Below are 7,415 nucleotides of genomic sequence, written 5' to 3' on the forward strand. Positions count from 1 at the left end.
GCAGCGCGGTGATTCGCTCCACGGGCGCGTTGCGGTCCACGGGGACGAAGGCGGCACCGGCCTTGAGGATGGCGAGGAGCGCGACCACCAATTCGAAGGAGCGCTCGACGGCGAGGCCGACGCGGGCACCCGGAGTGATGCCGAGGGCGCGCAGGTGGTGGGCCAGTTGGTTGGCGCGAGCGTCAAGCTGGGCATACGTCAGGGTCGTGTCACCCAGGACGAGGGCCACTGCGGTGGGCGTGCGGTGAGCCTGACGCGCGAAGTGGACGTGGACGGGGACGTCGGTGGGGCTCTCTGCCGCGGTCTCATTCCAGCCGACGAGCAGGCGCTGACGCTCTTCGGCTCCCAGCAGGGGCAGCTCGGCCACGGACAGCTCGGGCGTCGCGGCCACGGCTTCCAGCAACGTGCGCAGATGGGCGGCCATCCGCTCCACCGTGCTCCGCTCGAACAACGCCGTGCTGTACTCCACTTCGCCCTGCAACCCATCCGGCGTCTCCGAGAAGAAGACGCTCAGGTCGAACTTCGACGTCGTGTGCTCGGAGGCCAGACCTCGCAGGCGCAGGCCCGGCAGCCGCACGTCTTCGGTGGGCAGGTTCTGGAGCGTCAGCAGCGTCTGGAAGAGCGGTGTGTGGCTGAGGCTGCGCGTGGGCTGCAGCACCTCCACGAGCTTCTCGAAGGGCACGTCCTGGTGCTCATACGCTTCGAGCACCGTGCCGCGCACCTGCTGGAGCAGTGCGCGGAAGGACTGGCCGTCCTCCACGTTGGCACGCAGCACGAGCGTGTTGACGAAGAAGCCGATGAGGCCCTCCGTCTCTGCCCGGGTGCGGCCCGCGATGGGGGAGCCGACGCTGAGGTCCTGCTGGCCCGTATAGCGGGACAGCAGGGCCTGCCAACCGGCGAGCAGCACCATGAACAGCGAGCCGCCCTCGTGATGGCCCAGGCTCCGCAGCTTCTCCGTCAGCTCGCGCGGAAGGGTGAAGCCAAGCATCGCGCCCGCGGTGCTGCGGACCGCCGGTCGCGGCCAGTCAGTGGGCAACTCCAGCACGGCTGGCGCGCCAGAGAGCTTTCCCTCCCAGTAGGCCACTTCGCGTTGCAGGGCTTCGCCGCTGAGCGTGCGGCGCTGCCAGGCGGCGTAGTCCGCGTACTGCACGGGCAGCTCCGGCAGGGGAGACGGCTGGCCATGGGCGAACGCGGCATAGAGCGTGCTCACCTCTCGCACCAGCACTCCGAGGGACCAGCCGTCGGAGATGATGTGGTGCATGTTGACGACGAGGATGTGCTCCCGCTCCGCGAGCTTGAAGAGCAGCGTGCGCACGAGGGGGCCGATGCGCAGGTCAAAGGGCCTGCGCATCTCTTGGGCCACCTGTGCCCGCGCCTCGGCTTCCCGCTGCACTGCTTCGACATCCGAGAGGTCGACGTGTCCCAGGGGCAGGACGACTTCCGGGTGGATGACCTGCACGGGCTCCCCGTCCACCTGCGCGAACGTGGTGCGCAGGGCGTCATGGCGACGGATGACTTCCTGCAACGCTTGCTCCAGCACGTCCGTGCGCAGGGCGCCGTCCAGCCGCACCGCCACGGGCATGTTGTAGAGGGGGCTGCCCGGTTCGAGCTGATCGATGAGCCACAGGCGTTGCTGCGCGAAGGAGAGCGGCAGCGGGCCTTCATGCGAGATGCGCGTGAGGGCCGTGGCGCTGACTCCCGTGAGGCCGGCCAGGCGCAGGGCTAAGCCTTCCACCGTGGGTGACTCGAAGAGCGCACGCAGGGGCAACTCCACGCGTAGCTCCGCGCGCACGCGCGACACCACCTGGGTTGCGAGCAGCGAGTGGCCGCCCAACTCGAAGAAGGAGTCCCGCACGCCCACCCGCGGCAGCCGAAGCACTTCGGCCCAGATGGCGGCCAGCTTCGCCTCCGTCAGCGTGCGCGGTGCGAGGTAGGTGTGTCCTGCCTGGGGTGCCTCGGGTTCCGGCAGTGCCTTGCGGTCCACCTTGCCGTTGGAGTTGAGCGGCAGGGCGTCCAGCACCACCACCGTGCCTGGCACCATGTACTCGGGGAGCCCCAGACGCAGCTGCGCCTTGAGGGGCTCCACCTCAAGCGACTCGCCGGCCTTCGCGACGACGTAGGCGACGAGGCGCTTGTCGGCGGCTTCGCCCTTCGCCACCACCACCGCGTCCTTGATGGCCGTCACCCGACGGAGAGCGGACTCCACCTCGCCCAGTTCGATGCGGAAGCCGCGCACCTTCACCTGGAAGTCCACGCGGCCGAGGTACTCCAGCCGCCCGTCCTCGCGGTACCGGACGCGGTCGCCCGTGCGGTACATGCGGCCCCCTGTCGGGCCGTAGGGCTCCGGGAGGAAGCGCTCCGCGGTGAAGTCCGGCCGCAGCAGGTAGCCGCGTGCCTGGCCTTCGCCCGCCAGGTACAACTCACCGGCCACGCCCACCGGCACGGGTTGGAGCGTGGCGTCGAGGACGTAGGCGCGCGTGTCCGGGAGGGGCCGGCCAATGAGCGGCACTTCCTCGCGTCCCACCAGCGAGCCTGTCGAGTACGTCGTGTCCTCGGAGGGGCCGTAGAGGTTGTAGAGCTTCTGTACGGAGGGCAGGGCGTAGACCTGCTTCGCCAACGTCTCCGGCAGTGCCTCGCCCGCGAGGTTGATGACGCGCACGCTTGGAGGAACCGCGCCCAGGCGCACCAGTTGGGCCATGGCGGAGGGCACGGTGTTGACGAGCGTTACCTCCGAAGCGGTGGGCAGCTCCGCCAGGTGCAAGGCATTGCGTGCCACCACCACGGCGCCGCCGCTGGAGAGCGGGGCGAAGAGCTCGAACACCGACAGGTCGAAGTTGAGGCTTGTCGCCGCGAGGACGCCCTTGAGTTCTTCGAGGGAGTACGTCGCCAGGGCCCAGTGCAGGAAGGCCACGGCGTTGCCGTGGGTGATGGCGACACCCTTGGGACGGCCGGTGCTGCCCGAGGTGTAGATGAGGTAGGCGAGGTGGCCAGGGAGCACGTCCACCGCAGGCGCCGTGGTGGGCTGCTTCGCCAGCTCCGCGTCCGTGTCCAGGCACACCGGCGTGGCGGAGTGCACCGGGAGGAAGGCGAGCAGGTGCGAATGCGCTACCAGCGCCGGGCCCTGGGCGTCCTCCAACAGCCAGCTCAGGCGTTCGCGCGGATAGCTGGGGTCGAGCGGTACGTAGGCCCCCCCGGCCTTGAGGATGCCAAGCGTCCCGATGACGAGGTCCTCCGTGCGCTCCACGCAGAGGCCCACGCGCACTTCGGGGCCGACGCCCAGGCCGCGCAGCCGGTGCGCGAGCTGATTGGCCCGTGCGTCCACCTCCCGGTACGTCAGGCGCCGCTCCGGGGTAATGATCGCCACGGCATCAGGCATGCGGCGCACCTGGGCCTCCACCATCGCGGCGATGCTGGACTCGCGCTGCGTCGCAGGCGTGCGCGGATTCCACTCGACGAGGAGCTGACGGCGTTCCGTGTCGGTGAGCAGCGGCAGGTCCGCGAGCCGGGTGTCTGGCTTCGTCGCGATGGCCTCCAGCAGCACGCCCAGATGGCCCGCCATGCGCTCGATGGTCGAGGCGTCGAAGAGGTCCGTCGCGTACTCGAACGAGCCAATGAGCCCCGTCGGTGTCTCTCGCAGCGCCAGGGTGAGGTCGAACTTGGCGAAGTGCGCTTCCAGTGGCAGCGACTGGAAGGACAGGCCCGGAAGGCGCAGCGCTTCGGAGGGCGTGTTCTGCAGGCTGAACATCGCCTGGAAGAGCGGCCCTCGGCTCAGGTCGCGCGCGGGTTGCAGCGCTTCGACGAGTTTCTCGAACGGGAGGTGCTGGTGCTCATAGGCCGCGAGCGTGGTGCCTCGGACCTGGGCCAGCAGCTCACGGAACGTCGCCTGAGGCTTCAGGTGCGCCCGCAGCACGAGCGTGTTGACGAAGAAGCCGATGAGGCCTTCGGTCTCCGCCTGGGTGCGGCCGGCGATGGGCGAACCCACGCTGATGTCGTCCTGGCCGGCGTAACGCGACAGGAGCACTTGGTAGGCCGCGAGCAGCGTCATGAAGGGCGTGGCGCCTTCACGTTGGGACAGGGCCTTGAGGGCGTCCGAGACCTGCGCGGGGATGCGCACATCCACCTTGGTGCCGCGGTGCGACTGCACGGGTGGACGTGGACGGTCGGTGGGCAGCTCCAGCGCGGCCGGTGCACCCGTGAGCTGCTGCTTCCAATAACCCATCTGCGCGTCCAGGACCTCACCCTGGAGCCAGTCGCGCTGCCACGCCGCGAAGTCCGCGTACTGCATCGGTAGCGGGGGGAGTGACGGCGTACTGCCCGTGCTGAACGCCGCGTAGAAGGCGGCCAGTTCTCGGATGAGCACGCCCATGGACCAGCCGTCGGAGACGATGTGGTGCATCGTCACCAGCAGCAGGTGCTCCTCTTCGCTCAGCCGTACCAGCGTGCTGCGCAACAGCGGGCCGGTGGCGAGCTGGAACGGACGGCGCGCCTCGTGGTCAGCCTGTCGTCGGGCTTCCTCGTTCCGTTGGGCTTCGGGCAGGGAGGTGAGGTCGATGACGGGCAGCGTCCAGTCACCTGGGGCGTGAATGTGCTGCGTGGGCTGGCCCAGGTGCTCGTGGAAGGTGGTGCGCAAGGCCTCGTGGCGCAGGACGAGGGCCTCGAAGGCGCGGCGCAGGGCTTCCACATCCAGGCGCCCGGTGAGCTGGAGCGCGGCGCGCAGGTTGTAGGATGCGTCCCCGGGCTGGAGCTGATCCAACAGCCACAGGCGCTGTTGCGCGAAGGAGAGGGGCCGCGGACCTTCGTGCGAGACGCGCGTGAGGGCCGTGGCGCTGACTCCCGTGAGGCCGGTCAGGCGCAGGGCCAGTCCTTCCACCGTGGGTGACTCGAAGAGCGCGCGCAGGGGCAACTCCACGCTCAACTCCGCGCGCACGCGCGACACCACCTGGGTGGCGAGCAGCGAGTGGCCGCCTAGCTCGAAGAAGGAATCCCTTACGCCCACCCGCGGCAGCCGAAGCACTTCGGCCCAGATGGCGGCCAGCTTCGCCTCCGTCAGCGTGCGCGGTGCGAGGTAGGTGCTCCCTGACTGGGGCGCCTCCGGCTCCGGCAGGGCCTTGCGGTCCACCTTGCCGTTGGAGTTGAGCGGCAGGGCGTCCAGCACCACCACCGTGCCGGGCACCATGTACTCCGGGAGGCCCTGACGCAGCTGTGCCTTGAGCGCTTCGGCTTCCAGGGCTTCGCCAGCCTTCGCGACGACGTAGGCGACGAGGCGCTTGTCGGCGGCTTCGCCCTTCGCCACCACCACCGCGTCCTTGATGGCCGTCACCCGACGGAGAGCGGACTCCACCTCGCCCAGTTCGATGCGGAAGCCGCGCACCTTCACCTGGAAGTCCACGCGGCCGAGGTACTCCAGCCGCCCGTCCTCGCGGTACCGGACGCGGTCGCCCGTGCGGTACATGCGGCCCCCTGTCGGGCCGTAGGGCTCCGGGAGGAAGCGCTCCGCGGTGAAGTCCGGCCGCAGCAGGTAGCCGCGTGCCTGGCCTTCGCCCGCCAGGTACAACTCACCGGCCACGCCCACCGGCACGGGTTGGAGCGTGGCGTCGAGGACGTAGGCGCGCGTGTCCGGGAGGGGCCGGCCAATGAGTGGCACTTCCTCGCGTCCCACCAGCGAGCCTGTCGAGTACGTCGTGTCCTCGGAGGGGCCGTAGAGGTTGTAGAGCTTCTGTACGGAGGGCAGGGCGTAGACCTGCTTCGCCAACGTCTCCGGCAGTGCCTCGCCCGCGAGGTTGATGACGCGCACGCTTGGAGGAACCGCGCCCAGGCGCACCAGTTGGGCCATGGCGGAGGGCACGGTGTTGACGAGCGTTACCTCCGAAGCGGTGGGCAGCTCCGCCAGGTGCAAGGCATTGCGTGCCACCACCACGGCGCCGCCGCTGGAGAGCGGGGCGAAGAGCTCGAACACCGACAGGTCGAAGTTGAGGCTTGTCGCCGCGAGGACGCCCTTGAGTTCTTCGAGGGAGTACGTCGCCAGGGCCCAGTGCAGGAAGGCCACGGCGTTGCCGTGGGTGATGGCGACACCCTTGGGACGGCCGGTGCTGCCCGAGGTGTAGATGAGGTAGGCGAGGTGGCCAGGGAGCACGTCCACCGCAGGCGCCGTGGTGGGCTGCTTCGCCAGCTCCGCGTCCGTGTCCAGGCACACCGGCGTGGCGGAGTGCACCGGGAGGGAGGCGAGCAGGTGCGAATGCGCTACCAGCGCCGGGCCCTGGGCGTCCTCCAACAGCCAGCTCAGGCGTTCGCGCGGATAGCTGGGGTCGAGCGGTACGTAGGCCCCCCCGGCCTTGAGGATGCCAAGCGTCCCGATGACGAGGTCCTCCGTGCGCTCCACGCAGAGGCCCACGCGCACTTCGGGGCCGACGCCCAGGCCGCGCAGCCGGTGCGCGAGCTGATTGGCCCGTGCGTCCACCTCCCGGTACGTCAGGCGCCGCTCCGGGGTAATGATCGCCACGGCATCAGGCATGCGGCGCACCTGGGCCTCCACCATCGCGGCGATGCTGGACTCGCGCTGCGTCGCAGGCGTGCGCGGATTCCACTCGACGAGGAGCTGACGGCGTTCCGTGTCGGTGAGCAGCGGCAGGTCCGCGAGCCGGGTGTCTGGCTTCGCCGCGATGGCCTCCAGCAGCACGCCCAGGTGGCCCGCCATGCGCTCGATGGTCGAGGCATTGAAGAGGTCCGTCGCGTACTCCAACGTGCCCATCATCCCTGCCTGCGTGTCCCGCAGCCCCAGCGAGAGGTCGAACTTGGCGAAGTGCGCCTCCAGCGGCTGCGACTGGAAGGACAGGCCTGGCAGTCGCAGCGCTTCGGTGGGCGTGTTCTGCAGGCTGAACATCGCCTGGAAGAGCGGCCCGCGGCTCAGGTCGCGCGTGGGCTGGAGCGCTTCGACGAGCTTCTCGAAGGGTAGGTGCTGGTGCTCATAGGCCGCGAGCGTGGTGCCTCGGACCTGGGCCAGCAGCTCACGGAACGTCGACTGAGGCTTCAGGTGCGCCCGCAGCACGAGCGTGTTGACGAAGAAGCCGATGAGGCCTTCCATCTCCGCCTGGGTACGTCCCGCGATGGGAGAACCGACGCTGATGTCGTCCTGGCCGGCGTAGCGCGACAGGAGCACCTGGAACGCGGCCAGCAGCGTCATGAAGGGCGTCGCGCCTTCACGTTGGGACAGGGCCTTGAGGGCGTCCGAGACCTGCGCGGGGATGCGCACGTCCACCTTGGCGCCGCGGTGCGACTGCACGGGCGGACGCGGGCGGTCCGTGGGCAGCTCCAGCGCGGACGGTGCACCCGTGAGCTTCTCCTTCCAGTAGCCGATCTGCGCGTCCAGGGTCTCGCCCTGGAGCCAGTCGCGCTGCCACGCCGCGAAGTCCGCGTAC

1 protein-coding gene is annotated in these 7,415 nt (G+C 69.7%); it reads right to left on the reverse strand.

Annotation, left to right across the window (positions count from 1 at the left end):
- Positions 1-7,415 (reverse strand): non-ribosomal peptide synthetase (locus D7V93_RS33060; protein WP_120647175.1); only part of this gene is annotated, 7,415 nt, incomplete at both ends.

Source organism: Corallococcus llansteffanensis, from assembly GCF_003612055.1.
GTDB lineage: Bacteria > Myxococcota > Myxococcia > Myxococcales > Myxococcaceae > Corallococcus > Corallococcus llansteffanensis.